This is a genomic window from Enterovibrio makurazakiensis, assembly GCF_050336585.1.
GTDB lineage: Bacteria > Pseudomonadota > Gammaproteobacteria > Enterobacterales > Vibrionaceae > Enterovibrio > Enterovibrio gelatinilyticus.
The window spans coordinates 81,714-106,494 of sequence record NZ_JAKJSE010000023.1; the positions used below are offsets into that span (position 1 = coordinate 81,714).

General features: G+C 47.1%; 12 protein-coding genes. 10 read left to right on the forward strand and 2 right to left on the reverse strand.

The annotated features are described in order from the left end of the window. Positions 1 to 236: 236 nt before the first annotated feature. The 6 genes from L4D06_RS17955 (at position 237) to udp (ending at position 8,196) form a co-directional block, all read left to right on the forward strand. The gene (locus L4D06_RS17955) at positions 237 to 656 is read left to right on the forward strand and encodes a CBS domain-containing protein (protein WP_274166504.1); all 420 of its coding nucleotides are present in this window, start codon (positions 237 to 239) and stop codon (positions 654 to 656) included. Between the two features lie 207 nt (positions 657 to 863). After that, a complete protein-coding gene (locus L4D06_RS17960; RefSeq protein WP_429740606.1) occupies positions 864 to 2,336 on the forward strand; it encodes an MATE family efflux transporter in 1,473 nt (490 codons plus the stop codon). Positions 2,337 to 2,736: 400 nt separating this feature from the next. After that, positions 2,737 to 4,152 (forward strand): SLC13 family permease, encoded by a 1,416-nt coding sequence (locus L4D06_RS17965; protein WP_274166506.1) that lies wholly within the window; start codon positions 2,737 to 2,739, stop codon positions 4,150 to 4,152. Positions 4,153 to 4,221: 69 nt separating this feature from the next. Continuing rightward, complete coding sequence (locus L4D06_RS17970; RefSeq protein ID WP_274166507.1) at positions 4,222 to 4,695, forward strand: response regulator; 474 nt, start codon at positions 4,222 to 4,224, stop codon at positions 4,693 to 4,695. 109 nt (positions 4,696 to 4,804) lie between these two features. Next, on the forward strand, positions 4,805 to 7,201 hold the full coding sequence (locus L4D06_RS17975) for a zinc/cadmium/mercury/lead-transporting ATPase (protein WP_429740607.1): 2,397 nt from the start codon (positions 4,805 to 4,807) through the stop codon (positions 7,199 to 7,201). A 227-nt stretch (positions 7,202 to 7,428) separates the two neighbouring features. Then, positions 7,429 to 8,196, forward strand: a complete 768-nt coding sequence (gene udp / locus L4D06_RS17980) for a uridine phosphorylase (RefSeq protein ID WP_274166509.1) — start codon at positions 7,429 to 7,431, stop codon at positions 8,194 to 8,196. Positions 8,197 to 8,269: 73 nt separating this feature from the next. On the opposite strand, the gene L4D06_RS17985 is transcribed toward udp, so the two are convergent. Continuing rightward, entirely contained in the window at positions 8,270 to 9,439 is a 1,170-nt protein-coding gene (locus L4D06_RS17985) for a Card1-like endonuclease domain-containing protein (RefSeq protein WP_429740608.1), read from the reverse strand. Between the two features lie 459 nt (positions 9,440 to 9,898). On the opposite strand from L4D06_RS17985, the gene L4D06_RS17990 reads away from it, so the two are divergent. From L4D06_RS17990 to ppl, 4 genes are all read left to right on the forward strand, one after another. Next, positions 9,899 to 19,087, forward strand: coding sequence for a retention module-containing protein (locus L4D06_RS17990; RefSeq protein WP_429740609.1), 9,189 nt, complete (start codon positions 9,899 to 9,901; stop codon positions 19,085 to 19,087). Between the two features lie 173 nt (positions 19,088 to 19,260). Next, a complete protein-coding gene (locus tag L4D06_RS17995; RefSeq protein ID WP_429740610.1) occupies positions 19,261 to 19,998 on the forward strand; it encodes a glycerophosphoryl diester phosphodiesterase in 738 nt (245 codons plus the stop codon). A 131-nt stretch (positions 19,999 to 20,129) separates the two neighbouring features. Then, complete coding sequence (locus L4D06_RS18000; protein ID WP_429740611.1) at positions 20,130 to 20,606, forward strand: Dps family protein; 477 nt, start codon at positions 20,130 to 20,132, stop codon at positions 20,604 to 20,606. 298 nt (positions 20,607 to 20,904) lie between these two features. Next, positions 20,905 to 23,598, forward strand: coding sequence for an anti-phage protein Ppl (ppl, locus tag L4D06_RS18005; protein WP_429740612.1), 2,694 nt, complete (start codon positions 20,905 to 20,907; stop codon positions 23,596 to 23,598). An 884-nt stretch (positions 23,599 to 24,482) separates the two neighbouring features. On the opposite strand, the gene L4D06_RS18010 is transcribed toward ppl, so the two are convergent. Next, entirely contained in the window at positions 24,483 to 24,767 is a 285-nt protein-coding gene (locus L4D06_RS18010) for a hypothetical protein (RefSeq protein ID WP_429740613.1), read from the reverse strand. Positions 24,768 to 24,781 lie beyond the last annotated feature (14 nt).

The following is a 24,781-nucleotide window of genomic DNA, read 5'->3' on the forward strand; positions in this document are numbered from 1 at the left end:
TTTAACCGTTATCGATTCATATGCAATGAAACCAGCACCTTATTAGGTGCTGGTTTTTTATGAATAAAGTTTGCTTAAATAAAAGAAATTTGGCGCATTGATCTCTTTCATTTGTGACAAAGGATAAAAATAGTCTCGAGAGTGCTAGTAATTTCCTCAGGTTGGTCAACACTGTTAGATAAGAATAGAGATTTTCCCTATCACTGCGTGTAGACCAATCATTAAAAGGGGAATACATGGAATCCATAAAAGTAAAAGATTACATGAACAAAAGACCCGTGACTTTCAAGGCTTCCATGTCTCTGTCTGTTGCGCTCGAAAAAATGCTCAATGCCCACCAAACGGGGGGGCCTGTATTGGATGAACACAACCATGTTGTGGGATTCTTGTCTGAACAGGATATGATTCACAAACTGCTCAAAGCGGGTTACTACTGTCAAGACTCCAATACGGTTGAAGACTGTATGCACAAAGAAGTGTCTTCTGTATCGCCGGAGGAGAGCATCATTAAGCTGGCAGAAGAGATGTTGCCTGCCAAACCCAAGGTTTATCCTGTTGTCGACGAGCATGAACGACTCATCGGCATTATTTCGCGAAGGGATATTTTGAAGGCAATAGCGGCGCAAATCGATGATTGCTTCCTGCATCCAGTGTAGTTAAACAATTTATTCGAATAAGTCGTATCAAAAGAGGTGCTTGAAGCACCTCTTTTTCATGGCACAATATTACTCTAAATTTATCTATACCCAATTGTTTGTAAGAGGATGATCAAGGATCTTCACCTTGTCATTCTGACAGTCCTTCGTTTTTTCAAGCAGCTAGGATGGCTGACAATTTCGTTTTACTCGATACGGATACCAAGTATGCCTAATCAGCAACAAGCCAAGTTTGTTAACGGCTCAATCATGCGCCATATCACTGTGATGTCTACGTCAGGTGCGGTTGGACTCATGGCGCTATTTTTGGTCGATTTGGCCGATATGTTTTTTATCAGTCTACTTGGGCAAGTTGAGTTAGCGGCCGCCATTGGATTTGCAGGCACTATCCTGTTTTTCTCCACATCAGTCTCGATCGGTACTTCTATTGCGATGGGCGCATTAGTGAGTCGTGCGTTAGGGGCGGGTGACCGAGAGGAAGCGAGAAAGCTAACCGGAAGTATTATGGTGTTCTCTGCCATAGTAAGTACGGTCACTGTGGGTGTCATTTTACTGTTTGTTGATCCTATCTTAGCGATGATTGGCGCCAACGGTGAAGCCGCTGATAAGGCAAAAGATTTTCTCGTGATACTTTTGCCGGGTTCGCCATTGATGGCGATGGGCATGGCAGGCGGGGCAGCATTACGAGCCGTCGGTGATGCTAAACGTTCAATGGCAGCAACTTTGGTGAGTGGGGCCGTGAATGCGGTACTTGATCCCATCTTTATCTTTGCGTTGTCGATGGGAATTGAAGGTGCAGCAACGGCGTCTTTAATCTCGCGCTTTGTGTTGTTTGGTGTGTCATATCATGCCGTTCATCGTATACATGATCTGGTTGCTCGCCCAAGCTTGACGGATTTATCTCAACACTTTCGCGCTATTTTTCATATTGCCGCTCCGGCAATCGTTACCAACACAGCAACGCCTATTGGCAATGCTATCGTAACGGCACAAATTGCAAAATATGGCGCGGATTTTGTTGCAGGATATGCCGTGATGGGGCGACTGTTACCTGTATCATTCGCATTGATCTTTTCGCTTTCTGGCGCGGTTGGGCCAATCCTTGGTCAGAACTACGGTGCTCAAAAGTTTGACAGGGTACAGCAGACACTGACCGATTCAGTGAAGTTTGTGACAGCGTATTGTGTTGGTGTGGCACTCATTTTGTTCTTTGCTCAAGGGCTTATTATTGATGCGTTTAGCCTTGATGGTGACGCGTCTTCCATGGTTTCGCTGTTTTGTACCTATATCGCCATTACTTTCATTTTCAATGGCACATTGTTTGTTTCCAATGCGGCCTTCAATAACCTGAACCGACCAACATGGTCAACGCTCCTTAATGTAGGTAAAGCAACGCTGGGTACCATTCCGTTTGTGTACGCGGGTGGCTACTTGGGCGGAGCGCAAGGCGTGTTGATTGGTCAAGCTGTGGGTTCGATCATTTTTGGTATTGCTGGCTATGTACTGGTTAAGAAACTGATCGTCCAACTTGCGCAAGACCATGAGGAAAAAGAAGAAGACGTTATCGCGATTGAACCTAGCGTGCCTGTCACAGCGTTCACCAGCTGTCGAGAAGTGATGGCTGAAGAAAGTGAAGAAGCATTTGATAATACCACCGAGAAAAATGCCCCTCTTCGTTAGGGTCTGTTTACCTTTGGTGGCTAAATTTTGTTCTGGCTAAAAGTGTTTTAGGAGAGGCGTGTGCCGCCTAGCATTTTAAGCAAATACGCCTCAACAAAGCATAAAGCGCTTTTAGCACGGGACGCGCAGTTGAACCCTTCGGGCAGCAGTTTGTGGCGACTTTCTTCTGCGTTATCGATTTCTCATGTAGGCCTGCTACACATCGAAGCCTCTGCCTTGTATTAAGCCGCCACAAACTGCTGCAAAAACCATCACCAAAGGTCAACAGACCCTAGGTGTTTTTGCACAGAAATCGTTCCAATTTATTGATCTAATTCAGTACTCCTTTCAAGCAAGTAGCGCAGAATGAGCGTGTTGCCCACGGAATGTGGGCGTTTGCTTTAAGGGATTACAGGCGATCATGCGCATTCATGCGAAATACATTCTTCCAATTCTTATTCCGCTGGTGGTCATGCTACTACCGGCTTCCGCGTTTCCTTTTGAAACATTAACCGTGATGCAACAACGCGCCATCGCGTTGTTTCTGTTGGCGGCGCTCTGCTGGGTGTTAGAGCCTATACCCATTTATGCTACCTCGGTATTGGTGATCGTTCTCGAATTACTCTTCTTATCAGACAAAGGACTCATCTGGTTTCGAACTGAAGCGGGAACGCCAGAATTTGGTGGGTTACTCCATTACAGCGACATCATGGCAACCTTTGCTAGCCCAATCATTATGCTGTTTCTGGGTGGTTTCTTTCTGGCAATGGCGGCGACCAAATACCGATTAGATATCAACCTTGCCCGCGTGTTGTTAAAACCATTTGGTCATAAACCACAAATGGTTATGGCAGGATTGATGCTGATCACCGCCGTGTTTTCCATGTTTATGTCCAACACAGCAACCACGGCAATGATGCTTGCGATTTTGACACCGATTTTGATGTTATTTAAGCCGAATGATCCTGGGAAAATTGCCTTTGCCCTGTCCATTCCGGTGGCGGCGAACATTGGTGGAATCGGTACTCCAATTGGCACACCGCCCAATGCGATTGCATTGAAGTATTTGTCGGGTGAAAACTTGATCACCTTTGGTGAATGGATGTCATTCGGCGTGCCATTTGTCATCATCATGTTGGTGCTGGCTTGGGTGTTACTCAGCAAGCTGTTTCCATCAGATGAATCGTCAATTTCTTTAAGCATTAAGGGTAAGTTTCTTAAAACACCTAAAGCCATCACTGTCTACGTTACCTTTGCAGTCACCGTATTGTTGTGGTTGATGGGCTCTAGTCACGGTATGAATTCCTACACCGTAGCATTGATTCCTGTCGCGGTATTTTCGATGACAGGGATCATCAATAAAGAAGATTTAAAGAAAGTGTCGTGGGATGTACTTTGGTTAGTCTCCGGCGGTTTCGCTCTGGGTTTGGCATTGGACAAAACAGGCCTTGCGCAGCTCGTGGTGCATAGCATTCCGTTTGAACACTTTGCGCCAGAATTGGTGTTGGTGGGTGCAGCTGCTCTTTGTTTGTTGATGGCAAACTTCATGTCTCATACTGCTACGGCTAACTTGCTGATGCCAATTATGGCCGCGCTAGGTATGTCAATGACGTCACTCTCTTCACTGGGGGGCGAAACGACACTGATCTTGGTAGTTACCTTTGCAGCATCTTTGGGCATGTCTCTCCCTATTAGTACACCTCCAAATGCTTTGGCCCATGCGACAGGCCACGTGAACAGCCATCAAATGGCGAAAGTGGGTGTGATACTTGGTGTGGTGGGCGTGGCATTGAGTTTTGTCATGGTATGGATTCTTCGACTGGTTAACTTTTTATAGCAATGTTTCCACGTCTTCAGACATGACAGTGACTCTGGTGGCGTGGGTAACTTTAATAAGGGGATAAAGATGGAAAAAGTAAATATCATCTGCGTTGATGATCAACGCGAAGTGTTAGACGCTGTGCTTAAAGATCTTGCTCCTCTTTCCGCGGTGTTTCACATCGAAGATTGTGAATCTGCGGACGAAGCATTGGCTTTGATTGATGATCTCGATGCGGACGGCGAGCACATTGCGCTGATCATTTCTGACCATGTCATGCCAGAAAAAACGGGCGTTGAGTTGTTAACGGAAGTGTCGTTAGACCCAAGGTTTCGTGCCACAAGAAAAGTGCTACTAACAGGTCAAGCCACCCATGCAGATACCATTGAAGCGATCAACAATGCTCGTATAGAGCGCTATTTTGAGAAACCATGGCAAGCTGCGTCTCTACAAGAAGCGGCGAAAAAGCTTGTTACCCATTTTGTGTTTGATGCAGGTCTCGATTACCGCGACTATCAAGAATGTCTTGATACTCAGGTGATTTTTGACCGCCTAAAGTAACTCATTGGCAAAAAATGATGTTTCTTCAAGTTACTGAGGTATAGATGCTTGACCTTGGAGATGACTCCAAGGTTTACACTGAATGTAAGTTTAAGAAGGGAGAATCCTTATGAGCCATTCATGTAAATCGGGACATTGCCAACAAGCTAACCATCATCACGAGAAACATCAAACTGCGGAAGTTACGAGCTCTGGCGCAGGCGGTGGATGTTGCAACCCCAAGAGCGATGCTTCCGTGGATACAGCGCAAGGCTGTCACGGGACCACCGTCGAGGATAGTGACGATCCAGAGGGGCATGGCTGTTGTGACCACTCACACAACAGCCAAACACCAACAGCTTCAAATGATCATCAAGAATTCAGCGTCAGCGAGAACTACGCCAACGAGAGCAACACATACACCTGGCGTGTGACAAACATGGATTGCCCAAGTTGTGCGGGAAAACTCGAAGCCGCAATCAATGGGCTCGATGATGTCACGCAGGTAAACGTTCGATTTGCCACCGAAAAGCTCGTCGTCATTTTTAATGCCTTGCCGACTGATGCTCAACGCGAGCAGGTTGCTAATCGTGCGAAGAAAACCGGCTTTCCGCTGGTTGAACTTTCTGCTCCCTCTTCGATAACAGAAACCAAAAGTGTTGCCATGCGCATCAAAGAGGAGGGTATTCTCCTTTCATTGATAGCGATTATGGCGCTATCCGGCTTACTGTCTCTCTGGCGACCAGATCTATCACCATGGTTGTTTAGCGCTGCGACAGTGATTGGCTTGATACCTATCGTCAAAAAAGCGGTGATATTAGCGCGAAGCGGCTCACCATTTTCGATTGAGATGTTGATGTCCATAGCAGCGCTGGGTGCTCTCTATCTTGGTGAAACCGTAGAAGCTGCCATGGTGCTGGTTCTGTTTCTCATCGGCGAACGACTAGAAGGTTATGCTTCTGCGAAAGCGCGTGCGGGAATTAAATCTTTGATGGCTTTAGTGCCCGATGTTGTAGTGAAAGTTGCCACTGATGGCACGAGAGAAGACGTCCCCGTATCTTCTCTTCAACCGGGGGACAGGATTGAAATCTCTCCAGGTGGCAGACTACCCGCTGATGCGACGTTGCTTGCACAAAGTGCGAGCTTTGATTTAAGCGCACTGACAGGTGAATCTATCCCCGTAGAAAAACGGGTGGGTGAAAAGATACCGGCAGGGGCGCTTGCGGTGGATCAGCGTGTCGAATTGATTGTGTTTTCAAAGCAAGGTGAAAGTGCGATTGATCGTATTTTGACGCTGATTGAAGATGCGGAATCTCGCCGTGCGCCAGTGGAGCGATTTATCGATCGATTTAGTCGTTGGTATACGCCGCTCATGATTTTGATTGCAGCGCTGATTGTGGTTATTCCGCCGCTGCTATTTGGCGAAAGCTGGGATGTTTGGATTTATCGTGGGTTAGCGCTGCTTCTTATCGCTTGTCCTTGTGCCTTAGTGATTTCTACACCTGCAGCAATGACATCAGGGCTAGCTGCAGCCGCAAAATATGGCGCGCTAATTAAAGGTGGTGCTGCGCTTGAGGCACTAAGCCGAGTGGAATGGGTAGCATTCGATAAAACAGGCACGCTGACGCAAGGTAAACCCGTTGTAACGGATGTTCTCTGCTGGCAAGGAGAAACGCATCACATGCTTGCTCAAGCCGCGGCAATAGAAATTGGGTCGCATCACCCGCTAGCAAAGGCGTTGGTTGAAGAGGCGCAGCGCCTGCATGTGGTTATCCCAAGCGCTCAAAACGTCCACACTCAGTCAGGACGAGGTGTTTCTGGTGTCGTTCATGGTGAGGAGATCACGGTTGTTGCCTTGGATAAGCTAAATGCCAATCAATTTATCCAACCGGACAACGCGGCGTCAGCGCAGCAATTAGCCGAAAGCGGCAAAACCGTGGCGGTAATATTTGTTGAAAGTGAAGCAATAGGCGTGGTTGCTTGGCGTGATGAACTTCGCCAAACGGCAGCAATGACAGTTGACCGCTTGAACGGGATAGGTATCCAGTCATTGATGTTGACAGGAGATAACCCCAACGCTGCGGCAGGGTTAGCGAACGCACTGAACATGGAGTACCAAGCGGGCTTAATGCCTGAAGGGAAAGTTGATGCAATCAATGAGCTAGCAACGCGATCTCGCGTCGCTATGGTGGGGGATGGCATTAACGATGCGCCCGCAATGAAAGCCGCGACGATTGGGATTGCAATGGGGAGTGGGACGGATGTCGCCCTTGAAACCGCAGATATTGCACTCAGCCATAACCGTATAGAAACGATTCCGGACGTGATTACATTGGCCCGCGCTACGATGGCTAATGTCAGACAAAATGTGGCGCTTGCTATTGGTTTGAAAGCGATCTTTTTGGTCACCACTGTACTTGGTTTTACAGGACTTTGGGTGGCGGTACTTGCAGACAGTGGTGCGACAGCCATTGTTACGGTCAATGCTTTACGTTTGTTACGACACGGGCCAAATAGCTCGAAATAGGCAAGTGCTAGATGTGGGGTGACACTTCTTTAAAGTGATCTATGTCACTCAAATTTGCAATGAAATGAAATGAAATTGATGCAAAGTTGAAGTTTGTCACTTTATTTTTTGTCCTAAACGGTAAGGTGATGGCTAAATTCATCACCACCCTATAATTCGTGGTCATCGTACTCAGCACTTTTCGAATGATATGACGCTGAGGGACACGATACAGTGAGGAGAACATCATGACTGAGCAAACCGTATTCCATTTGGGCGTCAATGCATCTGATCTTGAAGGCGCAACTCTGGCTATTATCCCGGGCGATCCGGCGCGTGTCGAAAAAATTGCTGCTTTAATGGATTCACCGAAATTTTTGGCAAGTCACCGTGAATACACGCTTTTCTTGGGAAAACTTGAAGGCCAGTCAGTGGTGGTTTGTTCAACGGGTATTGGTGGCCCATCGACGTCTATTGCGGTTGAAGAACTCGCTCAACTGGGTGTTCGTACATTTTTGCGTGTCGGTACTACGGGCGCAATTCAGCCGCACATTAACGTTGGCGATATGATTGTTACCACGGGTTCAGTACGTCTTGATGGCGCAAGTACCCATTTCGCGCCGTTAGAATTTCCTGCCGTTGCTGATTTTGATGTGGCGACAGCAATGAAGTCTGCCGCAGATGCGTCTGGTGCAGAAGTGCATACGGGCGTTACGGCATCAAGCGATACCTTCTATCCGGGTCAAGAACGTTACGATACATTCAGTGGGCGCGTGGTTAAACGCTTCCAAGGCTCAATGAAAGAATGGCAAGACATGGGCGTACTGAACTTTGAGATGGAATCTGCCACTTTGTTGACCATGTGTGCAAGCTCTGGATTGAAAGCAGGATGTGTGGCGGGCGTGATCATCAACCGCACACAAAAAGAAATCCCTGATCAAGCGACCATGGCAGAAACAGAAGCACGTTCGATCAAAGTCGTTGTTGAATCAGCACGTAAGATGTTGATTTCGTAAGCTGGAAAAGTGATATAAAACAAAAAGCCGACGTTATATAACGTCGGCTTTTTATATGCTGCAGTTTTGCTAATTACGCAAAAGACGATTTTTCCGTACCACCGGCAGCTAAAAACCATTCATGGAGATACTTTTTAAGATCACCTAGTTGGTCTGGGCCAATGAGCGCAAGTCCCAGGTCGGTTGCACGCGTAATATCGTGGTGTCTTAATGGGCGGAAGCTCACTAACATTGCTCGTGCTTGTAACCCACCTAGCAAGTCGCGAATGGATTCAAGCTTGTAAAGTGTGTCATCACCATCACTCGACATGCCTTTGGTTTTACATTCAATGATGTGCAGCTTATTGTTGACCACAGTGGCGACGTCCAATTCGTTACGTACTTCTCTTTCGCCGATTTTTCGGTAAACCTGAACACCCAGTGATAAGTCTTGGATAGTCAGAAGATCATGCTTAATCTCCTCAACTATGTGGTGCACATACCATTCTAGCCATTCGCCATTCGCAAAACGTCGAGCGGCTTCGTTTTCAAACGTCAGTATTCCTTTGTCGTAACTCGACAGTCCAGCGTCAGTGAGATCGTCGATCAACATGCTGAGTTCACGATAGCCTTGCTGCTTTTCACTTAGTTCGACATCTAGCTTTTGCTCTTTGCGGCAAGTGGTCGCCAAGTAGTTCAAGGTCGCGAGGCCCGGACCAAGCTCATAGGCGTTGCTTGCCCACTTATGGCCTAAGGTTTTAATTGAGGTATCAAGAACACTGCGAATGTCTTCGTCTTGCAGTTCACAACGCGCACCAAAAATTGTTAGGTAGTCGCTGATGTTGATGTGGTCTTCCACCTGCTGTTGCTCGAGGCCGTAAGGGTAGAGCCAACACAGCTCATCACTGAAAGGTTCGATAACATAAATGGGCCAGTGATAAGTGCGGAAAATTTCGTAGGCGGTCAATAGACGGTGACGCAAACCACAGCTTGCGTTAAAACACACCTCTGCGCCTTCTCGCTTCAATCGTTCCGCGAGTTCAACGATTTTACTTTTGATCAAAGGAATATTGATGTCTGACGGGATCTGGAAGAATTCCGTAACAATGCCCTTTGGATTCAATACCTTACTCAGCTGCTCGAACTGAGGAAGCTGACACTCAACACCAATGAAAATCACTTTTTCGGCTTTGAATTCTTGATGCAGCAAAGCAGTAACCAACCGAACCGGGTCTTGGTCAATAATACCGACATGAATAGCCATATTTACTCCGTGTAGGTGTATATACCCAAACAACCTGAAGGTGCCTATGAAATCGAGTAACTTCATGTTGTTTGGGTATACGAACAGACTACCTGCTCACCCATCTTTATTTATTCTTGGAGTTAATATCAGGGCTAGATATGGATTATTCAAGTACTTAGTGATTTTAATCCATACCTGCTGTGTGGAATCCATTCGTGAAAAGTCGATACTGCATAAATTTTGATACGAGTAGCGCTGATTTTCCTAATCTTATAAGTGTTGACCGTGTCAAAAACGGAGCGACAAGCGTTAAACCACGAGCGAACTTGTATCAAATTGTCTCAATGTTGAGTACACAGAGAAACTAGCCAGGTACGGGGTAAGACTTGGATATAGCTGCTGGTTACACTATGTGTGTAGATTCTAAGCACGCGGATTCGCAGGTAAAAAAGCGATGGATAAGTTGGGGAAGAAAGTATGATTGGTCATGAGTTTGACACAGCGTTAAATATTGACAGCGTCAAAGGGCAAGCATTTTTGGTTTCTAACGCTTCAGGGATCGTTCCAGCCCAGCCCGGTATGCTCATAGCGCCCAATCAAGTTCTACTGACCAATGATAGCAGCAGTGTTGTTGCTAGCTTCAATGGGCAGAAATATTATGTAGACAGTCGCTGTGCTTCTTGCCTCATCCCTCTTTCCGACAGTGATGCACAACTTGCAACTTCTCCAATTGGTGTCCGTTTTAACCCCGATGAATTGACGATTGGCGACAACCTGAACCTCGATATCGCTGATTTGCAGCAATTGATCTTAGATGGCGTCGACCCTACCGACCTTTTCGAAGAGCCCGCTGCGGGGGAGAGTGTTGGTTCGTCAAATGCGGGTTTCGTTGTTGTGGATTATCTGTATGCCTCTTCGCTAACCGAAGCGGGCTTTGACACCACAGGTCCATTGGCAAGCGACACTGACGAGGTCAATTTTCTTGGCGGTGACAACGATCAAAACTCTGGTTCAATTACAGATGGAACAACACCGGTAGTACCACCTGTTGTTGATGTTGATGCGTTGGGTGGGCAACGTCTCTCTCTTGAGGTGACAGAAGGTGACTTAGATCCTGATACATACGGGGTGTCGCAGACTGAATCTCTTTCCATTGCAGGAGGCAGTGAGCGTCTATTGCCCGGCTCGCTCCAAATCGCACCGAGTGATTTGGCGGCATTTGAAGCTGAATTAGCCACACTGACATCGAACGGAGAAGCGGTCTCATTTACTCGCCAAACCAGTGTTGATAGTAATGGTGTTGGAACGTTTACACTGGTGGGAACGGTTAATGGTGACGTTGTGGTGACTTTGACGATCACTGCCACGCAAGATGGAAATGGGCTTTCTGTAACGGCAACGCTGACGCAATCCGGTCCGCTTGATCACTTAGAGAGCACGGGCAGTTACGTGGCAGTGAATGGTGATAGCATCTCCATTAATATGCCATTGCAAGTTGCTGACACCGGCGGTGACCTCATGCAGAGTCCTGCTGTCGTTACCTTGGTCAGTAATGATGGCCAAGATACGGTACTGAAAGAAGGCAGCCTTGATGTTGTTGAGCCTCAAACGGATCCCAGTGAAACAAAAGTTGGCAATACATCAGACGGTATAGACTTAGGCAGTGATGAGATAGGTAGCATCTCATTCGATGTGATGGCCGCAGAGAGCGCTTTTGCAGGTATAACTAGCCATGGCATGCCGACCACCGTTGATACATCCGTCGAGGGTGTGATCACCGTCTACTCAGATAACAACGGTGTACCAGAGAAGGTGCTAGAAATTACGTTCTCGCCATCAGGCGCATCTGACGATCCAACGTTCACCGTTACCCAATATCAACCGATAGACCAACATCAAGCCAGCGATGGCGATAGTGATGACGAGAAATCTAGCTTCACACTTCCCTATACCGCCACCGATGCCGATGGAGACGTCAGTAATATTTCGTCAGTCACGTTTAACATCATTGATGGTACGCCCGCCCTTGGGGGAGAAAGGTTAGATGCTTTTGGGGCTCCAACTGATGTGATTGAACTGGAAGAAAATCAAACACAAAATCAGTACGACGCATCGGCACCTGAAAACACCCAAACAGGAACCATTAACGTTGGTGCCGCATCTGATCGCTTGGTGCCAGATACCTTCTCAATTGATGATGGTAATAACAACGCCACCTTGATCAGTGAGCTGAAGCTTCTTTCTAACAATCAGAATGAATTCGTTGATAGCGTCACGATCACGCCGAGTACTGATGGGGCAGGCAACGCAGTATTGACCATTTTGGCGTCGATTAATGGCGAGCCTGCTATCAGAATCGTGCTGACATCAGAGCAAGCGGCGGATGGCTTAGGCATGGATGTCGATGCAGCGTTTACCCAATTCCAAGCGCTGATACATCCCACTGAAACGGCTGATCAGATTGATGGGAATTTTGTCAGTGCTGACGGCGAAAAAATCAATATCAAACTGCCTATTCAAGTTGAAGATACCGATGGCGACAAATTGGTTGACCCAACTGATACCAATGTCGAAGCGCCACTTTTAGTGACCTTTACGGTAAATGATGATGATTCTACAACCTTTGGTTTGGTCACGACTGATCCTATCTATGTTGAAGAAAGCAGCATAGATGATGGAACCGGAATTAGTCAGGGCTCGAAATCAAGCGGTACGTTGAACATTGATGCGACCAACGACAGTGGTGATCCTAATACACTCGATGCTGATAGCGATCTTGGCGATGATGTTAGCAATTTCTTTTTCAAAAGTGATTACGTTGTTTATGACAACGGCCAACCCGTATTGGCGAGTGGCTATGACGTGTTCTTGGAGCAACGTCCGGAAACTGCCGCATACCCAAAACATTATTACGGTGTCGCGGATGATGGCTCTGGCAATAACCGAGATGTAATGCATGTGGTGCTGAATGCGGATGGTACGTTTACGTTCGAACTGTTATCAGCGTTAGATCACGAGCCAGGTGATGGACAAAACTCTCTGACGTTTAGCATTAATGCGTTCACCGTTGATGCTGATGGCGATGAGTCGAATAACATTCGCGTTCCGATCACGGTGCAAGATGATGTGCCGACCACACAAGGAAGCATTACGTTAGCGGTTGATGACTCATCGACTGAAGACACCACAGTCACAGTGGATGTGTTTGATATCACGGACCCTTCTCACCCTGCGGATAATGAAAGCTTGCAAGGCGCGGATGGCGCTCATATTACGCGTATTCACAACGGTGTTGAGTGGGTGGATGTTTCCACAACAAGGCCGTCTACGATCACCTTGTATTCAGCGGTTTCTCCTAACGGAGAAATTGGCACAATGCGTATTGACCCACGAAATGAGCCTGTCGGGGAAATTACCTTCACATTTGCCGCAAACGTTGTTAATCCGTCAGCGGTACTCAACCAAGCCATTCAATATGAAGTCACTGACAATGATGGTGACAAAGCGGAGGGTGAAATTTCCCTGACGCTTAACGACCAGACGCCAATTATTACGATCGCGCCAGCCAAAGGCGGCGTAATCGAAGGTAAAGAAGATCAGGGGCAAATTGATACCAATACCGAAAATGCGGGCATCGATGCTTCTGAAGGCGTAGCCATCAATGTTCGTGTGAATATTGGAGACAATGACGTCGGTGAAGCCTACGAAGACAACGGTATATTGGTACTTGACGGTGAAGTCACGCTCATGACCAAAGACCCTTCCGGTGATATTGGCGGGAAATTCTATTTCAACGGTACCGAGATTTTGCCAGACGGCGATGGTAACATTGTTTTTTCCGGTAACATGTTTCAAGCGTCAGGAACAACAGCGCCAATTCTCTTTGATTTGTCAGGCGTGACCTTTATTCCTGATGCCGACTATTCCTCCTATGACGACACGGATCTGATTCAGTTTGATGTTGAGCTGGAGGTCACGGGTCATGACCCTGTCATGACATCGTCACCTGTTGAAATAAAAGTGTCGGCCATAGCAGACACGCCGACAATCACCTTAATTGGCGATGCGGCTGATGGCGTGTTTGAAATGAAAGAAGATTTTGACCCTTATGCTATCAATGTATCTGACCCACTCAACTTTACGTTAGGCGATCTACTTTCTTCTGATCTGCAAGATACTGATGGCTCGGAAACATTGCAGCTTGAGTTTACTTTAAGCCCAGATATGGGTGAGTTGAGAGGGGGTGGAATCAACTTGGTCAATGGCGTTTGGGTGTTAGAAGACCCTTCTCGACTCGACAAAGTACGTTTCATTCCAGACGAAGGATTTAGTGGCGATGTCACGTTAGGCATTAAAGCGATTTCAACGGAATCTGATCCTGTTGACCTAGCTGCAGACAAAACCGCGGAAACAACATCGTCCATTATTTTGCGTGTAGAGCCTGTCGCTGATGAGGCAAGGGTTGTGGTTCGCCCTGTCGTTGGCAATGAAGACGCGGGGAACCCAAATTCAGACATTGCCGAAGGCAATGCTATTTCGCTTGCGAATGCCATATCCATTACCAGCTTAGGTAACGATACCGATGGTTCGGAAGTCTTCTATGTGCGGATTTTTGACCTTCCAGATGGTGCGACATTGCAGCTTAACGATGGCGGAGTGATCACTCCCGTCACAGAAACCGATCGCGTTGCTATTGATGACTTAGCAAAACTAGAATTGATACCACCGCTTCACAGCAATGAAAACTTCACGCTGAAGGTTGAAGGTATTGTTGTTGATTCCGCGACTAATTCACCGGACGATGAACGAATACTTCCTGTTCAATCATTTAACGTCAACATTGCTGGTGTGGCAGATACGCCAGTATTTGAGGTGGAAAACGAAGGTACTGATCCCGGTCAATGGCAATATGATGCCGATACGGGTGTGGTAACCACCACGGTGCCGGAAGATGGCATTGAAGGCGATGGTCTCGTCGCCATTGATTTCACCGTGTCTTCTGGGGAAAGTGCACTGTCACCGACAGACACGTCTGAGTCGATGACACTGGTGGTTTCTAATATTCCCGATGGCGTTGCTTTTGTTGTTAAAAATGCCGATGGCAGCCTCACGGATGTAGAGCTCGCGTTTGCGGGTTGGGCAACGGACGGTGCAGGGATGTCTATTCCGACGTATTCGGTCGATCTCCCTACCTTTGCGACGTCGAATGTTTTCATCAAGCTGCCTCCTAATTCCACAGAAGATGTGCGTATCAATGCCAAGTTAGTTGCGACAGAAAACGATGGTGATGAGAAAGCCATAGAAACTGTGATTGAAGTGGTTGTTGGCCCACCCGTTATTGATGCCACAGACTATGGCACATCTACCTCTTTCGGCAGAGAAGACCAATGGGTCACTATCGATTGGAAACCTGATCTTTCTCTGTCGCCAGGCTCGGGTAATGATGGTGACGATGTCATAGAAAAAGCGGTCGGCGTGACCATCTCAGGCTTTTCGTCGACCGACAGCGTCCAGCTTGTTCGAGGGCCAGACGTTATCCCTCTTACCTTGGACGGCGACAAAGTCACCCTGACAGAAGCGCAGATTGCCCAAGGTTACTTGTTCCAAGTGAAACGCGGCCCACATAGCGATCTTGATTTGACACTGGAGACAACCGTTACGGTGAGGCAGGATGATCTCGAAGGCCAAACAAGCACAGAAAAAGAGATCACCGGCTCGATTGAGGTTGATATTGCCGCGTCAGTCGAAACTGAAGAAGGGCGAATTCAACTTGTTCAAGATGGTGTGTCGGTTTCCGAAATCACGACGGACAGTGACGGGCGAATTGATTTAGATGAAGGCGTCATTTTCGCTCACCCGGATGATTCCAGTGACGAAAGCATTATTCGTATTGTCATCACGGGTTTAGAAGCAGGCTTTTACGTCGACAATGCAGTGACCGATGGCAATGGCGGTTGGATTATTAACGATCCCAATGACTTTAGTATCATTGCACCACCGAACAGTTCGGGATCAACCACCTTTACGATTAGCGCGATGGCGGTTGATGCGGGTGATGCGGGCGAGAACGATACCAGTCTGTTGGCCCCTGTTTCGAGTGAGGAAATCACACTTAATTATGTGAATAACAACACCATTGAACATGAAGCTCAGCAAGTGGTCGTGCCAACGACGCCAGTGGTGATTGAAGGAAAAGAAGACAACGCAATCTCTCTTGACGCGTTGGGTGATGCGGTTACCTATCCTAGCAATTCCTCCGGTGACGTGGCGTTTGATGTCATCACGGTGGTGATAAACCCATCAGATCTTCCGCCTTTGACGGTAGTGAGTGGAGCAAGGATTCACGTTGATAATCGCAGTTACGTGTTTGAGGTTCCTGCAAGACAAGGCGACGGAAACCCATACCCTAACGGTCTGGATCTCAGTGGGCTGTCAATCACCCCGCCTGATGATTTCGCCGGGGTGTTAGTGGTGCCTGTCACGTTTGTGAGTGTAGATACACGAAGTGGCGACACGGAAACGTCTGTGGTTTCTGTTCAACTCAATGTCACGCCGCTGGTCGATTTGCCACCCCCTGATGGCGAAGCCCAACCCAGTGACAACTCCACAGCCTTTTCATTCCAGTTAACAGCGAAAGAAACGCAAGGGCTGAATGGGGATAGGCAACCTCTAGGCACGGGTGAAACAGAGCAGATTGTTGAAGACGAAGCACTAGAAGATGGCATTGCTATTCTTGCGTTGACGGCAAATTTTGCAGATAAAGACCAAACCAATGGCGAGGAAACGATCAGTGGCGCAACGCTGACCGTTCCAGCCGGGGTGGGTGTCTTCATCTTACCTGATGGTACAGAGTCCACCACGTTAGTGGTCGATGCCAGTCAGATTGATAACATCAAGTTTAAGCCTGCTCCGGATTTCAGCGGTGAAGTAGAAATCTCTGCAACCGTGACCATTATGGATACCGCCTCGACGGGGACAGATAGCCGCACGGTTGATACGACAATAAATTTTGACGTCATCGCCGTAAACGATGAAGTCACGTTTACTCAAAACGGCATTGCATTGGACGATGACGATGTTGTGGCCATAACTGCGGACGAAGATCCTACAGAGGGCATTTCATTAGCTGACCTTGGCTTCTCCTTTAACGATATCGATAATTCTGAGTCTCTTGCCTCAATTGTTGTTGAGAACGTGCCACTTGGTTTCACGCTTTCATCGCCCGCAGTGAATGGCTCTCAAGGGCAATGGATCATTCCAGCCAGTGCGATCACCGATAACGCGTCGCTATCCCAAATCAAAGTAGAACCAGCGGCTAACTTCAGCGGAACGGTTGAATTTACCGTGACCGTGTATACGCAAGAAGAGAGCCTGGATACGCCAACGGGCTTTTCTCAGACAGTCTCCCTCACCGTCGATCCGGTTGCGGATGGCGCCAATGCCAGTGTGAAAGCCACAGCGAGTGGGGTTGAAGATAACGACATTCATCTCGAGTTGGAAATCAAAGCGAAGGATGACAGAGACAGCGTGAATGAAAGCGGGCAACCGACGGGCGTCAATGTGACAGAAAACGAACCCGAGACCCTTTTGATCACCATTTCCGGTGTGCCTGATGGCGGGAAAATTGTATTGCCAGACGGTGTGACGGGGTCGGTGACACCCGAGATATCGAATGGCGGCGACGTCGTTGTTACTGTCGATAGCTCGCGATTGGATGATCTGACGTTTACGCCGCCACAAGATGCCAACGGCACATTTGTGTTGGATTTAGCGATACAAACGGTCGATAACGGCGACGTATCGGTTGATGTGGTAAATAAACAAATTACCGTTGAGGTGTCTGCGGTTAACGACAAACCCGTCAATGTGATCGCAGACAGTTACGACGCAGAAGAAGACACGATACTCACGATCACCGACCTTCAAGTACAAGATGTAGATGCAAGAGAAGGAGCGAGCATTGTTTACGTTGAATTGAAGGTGGAAGATGGAAACACGTTAGATTTGGTCGGGGACAGTACGGGCATCACTGTGTCGGGTGATGGGTCAAACGTTTTAACGTTAGAAGGCGATATTGATGCTATCAATACCTTGTTGGCAGGTGGTGTTAATTACCAGTTTAGCGAAAACGCATCAGGTGAAGATTCGCTGACAATGACAACACGTGACCGCGGGAACTTTGGGTCGGGTGGACAGAAGTTTGATCGCGATGTCGTCACCATCGTTGTTGCGCCAAAATCCGATCTTCCTGAGCTAACTTACGCGTCGCAGCTCGCGTCCATAAGAGCATCCACGGGTGTGCTTGTGCCTATGCTTGGCTTGATGGCAACCCTCGTTGACCCAATTGAAAATGAGTTCAGCCTAACCTTTAGCGGGTTAGGTACCGAGGGCGAGTTGGTAGACGGTGCGGGTGACCCAGTGGGCACGAACGATGGCAGCGGAAATTGGACACTCAGCCAAACAGAATTAGCGTCACTAAACCTTGCTGATCTCAACCTTCGCTTTACTGCCCAACCAGTGGGTGATGTGACGGTAACAGCGCTGTCAGATGTGGGCGATGGCGATCCTCAAGAAGCGTCCCTCACCATTAATGTCAATGTTGTTGATACAGCAACAACGCCAGTGCTTAACGACGCTGATAACAGCAACGACGATCTCGTGGTTGATGGTAATCAAGCCACTCAAGTGCACGGTGGGGCGGGCGAAGATATCCTTGCTGGTGGCTTAGGCGAAGACATACTGATTGGTGGTGAGGGTGACGACCAAATGTGGGGTGGCAACCTCAATGGCACCGGCGATGGTGAAGCGGATACTTTTGCGTGGAAGTCCGGTGATTTTGGTACTCCAGGTAATCTGGCTAGCGACGTGATTAAAGATTTTGAAGCTGGCGTCGACGTGATTGATATCTCGGAAGCCTTCATTGCAAATGGGCTATTCACGTTCACAGATTTGGCGAATCGATTGGATATCCAAACCGTTGGCAGTGACACACAAATACAGATTTTTAATGAAAATAGCGAACCGCTTCAAAGCATTCTCATTGAAGGCAATACACTGAATGAACTGTTAGGCACAGATGCAACAGGCTTAACGCAAGACGAGATACTTGAATCCATGCTGATGACGGGTCAATTGGTGGTGTTTGACCCAAGCAACACGCAATTCGGCACGGAAGATGATGATGTGCTGACAGCCGATGATGACGGAGAGCGCATGTATGCGGGAGACGGTGACGATACGCTGACTGGTGGATTAGGTAATGACATCCTGGTAGGCGGGGCAGGCGATGACACGCTGACAGGAGGCGCTGGCGATGACATTTATGCTTGGTCAGCATTGGATGTCGAAGCTGGCGAACTCGCCACCGACACCTTGACAGACTTTGATGTGGGTGACACTGTCACGGGTGATAAGTTAGATATCTCAGCCATTTTGCCAGAAGCCATTGGCAGTGGTTCTACTATTGGCGAACTGCTGGACTATATTCGCCCTGAAGTGACCAGTGATGGGCTGACGCTCCATGTGTCCCAGACGGCTGGTGGGATGGAAGTGCAAGATATTGCCCTTGATAACACGGTATTGGCGGACCTTGGTCTCGATATGAGTGCGACGGGGACGGATATACTGAACCAGTTGATTCAACACCAAGCGTTGAAACTTGATTAAGCTGCTCTTATAAAAAGAATCGTCACTGATAAACAGTACAATCGTAACGGAAAGGCACTGCATTATGCAGTGCCTTTTTATGTGTGGTATATGTCAGTTTTTATTTTAGTTGATACAGGAATTTTGCAAAAATTTGCGTATAGTTGCTTCAAATAGCTTAGAAAAGTTGACCCATGAAAACATTGTTTGCCCACCGAGGGATGTCCTCACTTGCGCCTGAAAATACACTTGCCGCTTTCTCGCTAACACCAGAACATGGTCTTAGCTGGGTAGAGTGCGACGTGGATATTTTGGCAGACGGAACGGTAGTTGTTAGCCATGATGACACCTTAGATCGCTGCACCGACAGACCCGGCAGTTTGTATGATTTGACAGCAGAAGATCTCGACGATATTGATGCAGGAAGTTGGTTTGGTGACGCTTTTATTGGCGAGCGAATTCCAACATTCGACCAATTCATCACCCTGATGAACATTCTAAAACTCAATGTTAACGTTGAAATAAAATCCTGCACGTCAGGCTGGGAAAACACCGAAAAGCTCATCAGCGGTGTCGTTGAAGGGTTAAAAAACCTCAACAGAGACGCCGACGTGTTGGTTTCCAGTTTCAACCCTCTAGCACTGGCAGAATTCAAACGTCGTTGCCCGAATGTGGGCGTTGCCTGCTTATTTGAGCCACAGATTCCGGAAGATTGGTTATCAACCCTACAGGCATGTCAGGCTGACACCATTAACGTTGCTAACGAAGGGCTCACCAAAGATAAAGTGCAGGAAATGAAAGAACACGGTCTTGTCGTGAACGTGTACACGGTCAACAACCTGATGCGCGCTAACCAGTTATTCAACTGGGGTGTTGACGGTGTGTTTACCGACATCGGTCACCAATTCCCTACGCGCTACCGCAACGGATAATTACCCACCTAAAGTGATAGGTATGACAGATTGAATCTATAAATTTCAACGATTATACCTATCATCTAATCCGTCATACACTAAGCCCATAAACGTTAAGGCAAGCCGCTGAACAAGATGGGGAAAGGGTTATGACAAGCATCAATATTGGTATTCAAGAGCACGACAGAATAGTGATCGCAGAAGGGCTAAAACGCCTATTAGCGGATTCATACACCCTGTACCTGCAAACGCATAACTTCCACTGGAATGTTACCGGTAAACAGTTCCGTGAACTCCACGTCATGTTTGAAGAGCATTACAATGCGCTAGCACTGGCGGTGGATGAAATTGCAGAGCGAATTCGCACGTTAGGCGTTGCTGCACCGGGCACGTACAAAGCCTTTGCTGCATTAAGCGCGATTGAAGAAGTGGAAGGCGTTCCGTCTGCGGATGAGATGGTGGACATACTCACCCAAAACCACGAACAGGTTGTTCGCACCGCCCGTGAAGTGCTGAAGTTGGCACAACAAGCCGACGATGAATCTTCAGCATCACTGGTGTCAGATCGTATGCGCGAGCACGAGAAAACCGCTTGGATGCTCCGCGCAATGCGTGAAAACGGCTAAGCCGAAAACTAAGCCGTAAAGCGTAGAGTAAGCAATGTTCCGTACGAAGAAGGCCGCCCGATGGGCGGCCTTCTTCTGGCATAGTTTTGGACAGAAACGGGTTAGGGTTGGTGCTCTAAGCTGTCCACTTCGGATAAGTTGAATTAGGGGACAAGAAAGGCTTAAAAGTGTCTACAGACTAGGTGGCTATTCAAAATGTAAGCGTAGATTTGTTTCAACGCATTGATGGCAAAAATGACCTCGCATATCATACGGGTTACATAGTAATAGAGTTGCTTATTCGCATTGGGAGCAGAAGTTGCAAATTGTTGGTAGCAAATGGTTTAAAGTTGATTTTCATTGTCATTCTCCTGCCTCAGATGACTTTCCTAGGTCTGACAAGACTCCTACCTGTACTAACCGAGAATGGCTCCTGGGTCAAATGTCCAATGAAGTGGACTGCGTGGTATTGAGTGATCACAATACGGGTGCTGGTCTAGATACCATTCGAGCAGAACTAGATGCGCTCAAAGCTGAGTACGATTCTGGTGAGAGTAATGGGTATCGGGACATTGTTATTATGCCAGCAGTGGAGCTCACAGCAGCGGGCAACGTCCATGTTCTTGCTATCTTGCATGACGACGCTACGTCCTCAACCATTAGTGAACTGGTGGGTAGTTGCGGTCTTCCTTCAACTCAAGGCAAGAATCATTCATTGGAGCTGGGATATGGTACACGCGGGATTGTTGAGGCTATCCATGGCTTTTCGACACCTGCTTTGGCCATTCTGGCGCATGTAGATGAGTATAAAGGAGTTTTCAAGAATCCCAATCAGGGGTCAGTAAGCAGTGTTTTTGATGCAAATCCAGACGCTATAGAGCTAATCGGTGAGGTGGACACTCTCGAACCTTATCAGAAGAAACTCATCGAGGATCTGGCTTGGGTAAAAGGGTCTGACGCGCATTCTATTGATGAGATGGGTCAGGGCTACACGTGGGTTAAGATGATAAAGCCTTCTTTTGAAGGGTTAAAAGTAGCACTGTCTGATCCTAAGCACTGTATAAAACGCGGACCTAAACAGCCACCTGCGATCCCATCGCAGCAAATCACCAAATTAACTTTAAAGACCAAGATGTGCCAAGACGTCGGTGGTAACCCCATAAACATTGACCTAAGTCCTTGGTATACCTCAATTATAGGGAGCCGTGGTTCGGGTAAGTCAACGTTGATAGAAGCGATGCGCTTGAGTCTCCGTCGTGATGAAAACCTTCCTCAGATACAACAAAGGAATATCGATGCATTCAAAAAGGTGGGGCCCGAAGGGGCTATGTCACCTGACTCATTCATCGAACTTGAGTACCGTAAAGGTCAAGAGAAATACAAGCTGACATGGTTACCGACAAATACTCATTTTCATCACCTCAATAAGGGAAGTAGGCAGTGGGAGGAAGAAGAAACCTTTAATACATCGCGCTTTCCAGTCTCGATTTACTCACAAAAAATGTTGTATGAAATGGCGACTAAACCGAATTCATTTCTACGCGTAATCGATGAAAGTGAAACGGTAAATTATGCTAAGTGGGTACAAGATAAACTCAATCTTGAAACTAAGTATAAGCACTACTGTTCTGAAGAGCGTGAAGCCCTTCGAGCTATCGAAAACCTAACAATCACTAAAGGCCAACTACAAGACGTTGATCGTAAGCTTCAAACCTTAAAAGAGGCGGGATTAGAGTCACTTCAACAGGCGCTTACCAGCGATAAGGAAGAGTTAGGTAAATCGGAAGACAGTAAGCAGAAGGTCGACGATTTAATCGAGGGGCTTGAAGGCATTTGCACAGAGAGCAATATAGAAGAAATTGACGATCCTGAGTCTGACTTAGGTAAGTGGCAACTTGAGGTCAATGAAATTCACGACACCTTGAATGCAGCAGTACTCGCGTTAATCGAAGAGTCAAAGGCAAAGTTGGTTAAGTCATCTGAACAAGCTTATCTTCAGACGCTCAAGTCCCGAATCGCTGTTAATTCTGCCGAGTTAAACACTAAGGTATCTGAATTAAACAACTCGAAAATTGATCACGAAGAACTGAGTGCTCTTATGGACTCGCAAGCGGAATTGCAACTGGTTCTAAATAACGAGCAAGGTTTGAAAGACGAACTTGCTTTAGTTCAAGCAAACAAAGCTGAAGTGTACGGGAAACTCGTGACGCATAGGGAGAATCTAACAAAAGTTCGTAATAAGTTCATCGAGGAGCTTGGTTTAACGGAGCTAAAAATCCAGGTGCTTCCTCTGGCATGTTCGAGCGACCGGTTAGTCAAGGGTTACCAGGCGGCCTCAGGAATCGAAAGATTCGATAGCCACATCTTTGATGTAGGCACTCCGAATAGCTTATTATTCGACTTAAACAATTTTAACAAATTCAATCCTAACAGCGCGGAGCAGCGATATGCTGAGTTGGCAAAACTAAAGCGTTTTCATATCGCTTGTGTAAAAAAGGAAGAGAGTACTGACTATTCCGCGATACATGGTTCACTAAGAACTCGATTGGGGCAGCTGCAGGATGAAAGGTTGGATGACTTACATTGTTGGTTTCCTGACGACGGTCTTCAAATTCAGTTCCAAGATTCAATTGGTCAGTTTCGTCAGTTAGAAAGGGCGTCACCAGGCCAGAAATCTGCGTCTATGTTGTCGTTTTTGATGTCATATGGCGAAGATCCGCTCATCCTAGATCAGCCAGAAGATGACTTGGATTGCGCTATGCTTGCCTGCTCTGTGATTCCTGCGATTTCAAATAATAAGAAACGCAGACAGCTAGTAGTCGTAACTCATTCTGCGCCAATTGTGGTGAACGGGGATGCAGAGCTAGTAGTGGGGATGAAACAGCAAGCTCAAAGGTTAGAGCCTCATATCTCTGGAGGACTTCAAGAGGAGACGGTCAAAGAGTTTATATGTTTCCAAATGGAAGGTGGTGAAAAAGCCTTTAGAACTAGATTCAAGCGCATCATAGGTTAGATAAAGCAAACTAAAAAGCTCAGCTAAATGTTGAGCTTTTTAAATCCACAAATCTTTCAGTTAGCATTAGAAAATTTATCGAATAATTTTGAAGTGAGACTGCTCGGAGTTGCCTTCTCTAAAGCGAAAAGGGGCATGGACGTGCCAGAAAAGTCGTTAGCTGGTCAACCTTTTGGTGTCTCAACGTAACTCGTCGGATATTTCACTTCAAAGTGCAGCAGGTCTGTGTTGTTGTCGATAACAAGTTTCACTGCAATGACGAGGAAAAAAGAAGCAAAGAAAAGGAGTAGGTTCCTGATTTTGAATTGAAGTTTGGTCAGGCCATACAAGAATTTAGCCAAATTAATGGCCGCATAGACAAAAAAAGCCATTGCAATAAAGACAAGAAAAAAACCAACGAATTCCATTATTTAGAATTAACCTCCGGTTTATCATTGTTGTCGAGCCTCTACGAGGCACCTAGAAATATCAGGTTTAGTGACTTTGCTTGCCACTTTAAGTCCTTTTCTAAATCTAACAGCTCAACCTTTTAACACCAACAACTACTAAAATACAGGCGATTTCCTTGTAACTGCTTTGGGCGATCAAAGTTAGCGGGACATATATGGACCCTACCTACAAGCCTTCTCGGTACGGAGCACGCCATCACTGTGAAATTTATCCGGCAAGAAGTTACCACTGAACGCATACAGTGACGTTTGATTCGGTCGTATGAGGGACTGATTATTTATTGATTGACCAGTCATTAATTACGGTATTTATGGAGTTAATGAGTTGATCGCCAAGGATTAGTTTAAGTAAGGTAAAACTCGCTTGCTGCGAGCCGAATGAAGAGTCGCCTTAAAACAAAATGGGGCAAAAACACGCTAACAAAGCGCGGCATGTTAGTCCTCGCTTTGTTGGGTGAATCCGTGTTGCTCGAAGCAGGCGGCGGCTGCTTTTAAATCATCAAGAGCGGCTTCAATATCGCCGCCATTAAGGTTGGCAATATGATGAGCGGCTTGGTTAATGCCGCAATTGTCAGAAATGACATCAATCACATCATCGGGAACCACTTCGCCTTGTTGGTTTAGCCAGACAAGGCTGGGAAAGGGTTCTGCATTATGGCTGTCGTTGGCATGCGCATTTAATGCAAAAAGCAATGCGAGAACCATTGGGATTTTCATCATGCCTTTCTATACCT